Genomic DNA, 1,887 nt, shown 5'->3' with positions numbered 1-1,887 from the left:
GTGGCGGCGACTTGCGCCTCGATCAGTTGCTGCAGGCACTGCTCCAGCGGGTAGTCGGCGTGGGTGCGGTTCCAGTCGTAGACCACCTGTTGCTGCTGCGCGGCATTCAACAGCGGCAGCTCGGCGATGCGCTGCTGCGGCTGGGCGACGATGGCGGCCAACAGGCCCTGCCAGTGCCCGGCGAGCTGGGCAATGGTGGCTTCGTCGAACAAGGCCGTTGCGTAGGTCAGGAACGCACCAATGCCGTGTTCATGCTCGACAGTGTTCAATGCAAGGTCGAACTGAGTGGTATGGATTTCCCAGTCGAGCGCCTCCAGGGTCAGGCCTGGCAGGCGCCGCGTCTGGCCCCTGCCCTCGCTGCCGTGGTTGTGCATCACCTGGAACAACGGGCTATGGCTGAGGCTGCGCTCTGGCTGCAGGGCTTCGACCAGTTGCTCGAACGGCAGGTCCTGATGCGCCTGTGCGCCGAGCCCGGCCTGGTGAACTTGCGCGACCAGCGCGTCGAAGGTGGTGCTCAGGTCGAATTCGGCCTTGAGGACCTGGGTGTTGACGAAAAAGCCGATGAGCCCCTCGACTTCGCTGCGAGTGCGGTTGGCGATCGGGACGCCGACGCGGATGTCGTTCTGCCCGCTGTAGCGGTGCAACAACGCCTGGAAGCTTGCCAGCAGCAAGGTGAACAGCGTCACGCCCTGACGCTTGGCCAACTGCTTCAGCGAATCTGCCAGCGCATCGGCAATGGCGATGTCGAGGCGTGCCCCTGCATGGCTCTGCACTGCACCGCGCGGGCGGTCCAGCGGCAACTCCAGTACCGGCTGTTCGTCCCCCAGATGGGCCGTCCAGTAGCCCAGTTGCTTCTCGCGTTCACCCGCTTCCATGAACTGCCGTTGCCACAGCGCGTAGTCGGCATACTGCACAGGGAGCGGCGGCAATTGCAGCACCTGCCCGGACTTGCCGGCCTCGTAGAAACGCACCAGCTCGTCGACCATGATAGGTGTCGACCAGCCATCGGAGACGATGTGGTGCAGGGTCAACACCAGTACATGGTCATCCGCCGCCAAACGCAGCAGCTTGACCCGCAGCAAGGGCCCCTGCTCAAGGTCGAATGGCTGCTGAACTTCCTGCTCGACCCATGCCTTCAATGCCGCGCTGGCATCGGCATCGACGGCCTTGAGTGTATCGATGACCAGCTCGACGGGCGCTTCGGGGTGAATCACCTGCACCGGCTGGTCACTGTCGAGGTGAAAAGTGGTACGCAGGGTTTCGTGTCGCGCGATCAGGGCATCGAAGCTGGCCTGTAGCGCCTGAAGGTCAAGATCGCCCTTCAGACGCAGGGCGACCGGAATGTTGTATGCGCTGCCCTGGGGGTCCATTTGCCAGAGAAACCATTGCCGCTGCTGGGCGTAGGACAACGCCAGCGCCTCCCCCGGCGCTCTCGCAGGGATCGGCGCGACTCCGTACAAGTTGATTCCCTGACGCTTCAGGAGCATGGCCAGAGCGTGACGCTCTTTGGTGGACAACGATTTGACGGAGTCGAGCAACGCTTGCACTGATGTATCCCCTATGAAATCAGTTCATCAATTTCCTCCGTGGTTAGACGTTTGAGCGCCTCCAGCGATTTAGCCAGTTCTGCCTGAATCGGATCGATTTGCTGATTTTTCTCTTCGAGGCGACGCGAGAAATCCGCCAGCAGGGGATGCTCGAACAGCTCCTTCAAAGTGGCGTCGATGCCAGTCGCCTCGCGAACACGCACGATCACCTGGGTGGCCGACAGCGAATGGCCACCCAGGGCGAAGAAGCCATCGTTCAGGCCAACCCTTTCGAGCTTCAGCACGTCTGCCCAGATCGCCGCGATCTGTTGCTCCAGCGCGTTGCGCGGGGCCACGTAGC

At 62.5% G+C, this 1,887-nt stretch carries 2 protein-coding genes; both read right to left on the bottom strand.

The window, feature by feature from the left end; genetic code table 11:
* Positions 1 to 1,547, bottom strand: a 1,547-nt coding sequence (locus ACF8GF_RS16405; protein WP_392488201.1) for a condensation domain-containing protein, incomplete at its 3' end; no start/stop codon positions are given.
* Positions 1,548 to 1,558: 11 nt separating this feature from the next.
* On the bottom strand, positions 1,559 to 1,887 hold a 329-nt coding region (locus tag ACF8GF_RS16400; protein WP_392488200.1), incomplete at its 5' end, for a phosphopantetheine-binding protein.

The organism is Pseudomonas sp. yb_5 (genome assembly GCF_043103865.1).
Lineage (GTDB): Bacteria > Pseudomonadota > Gammaproteobacteria > Pseudomonadales > Pseudomonadaceae > Aquipseudomonas > Aquipseudomonas putida_Y.
The sequence above is the reverse complement of the archived record's forward strand: the minus strand, read 5'-3'. Positions and strand labels throughout refer to the sequence as shown.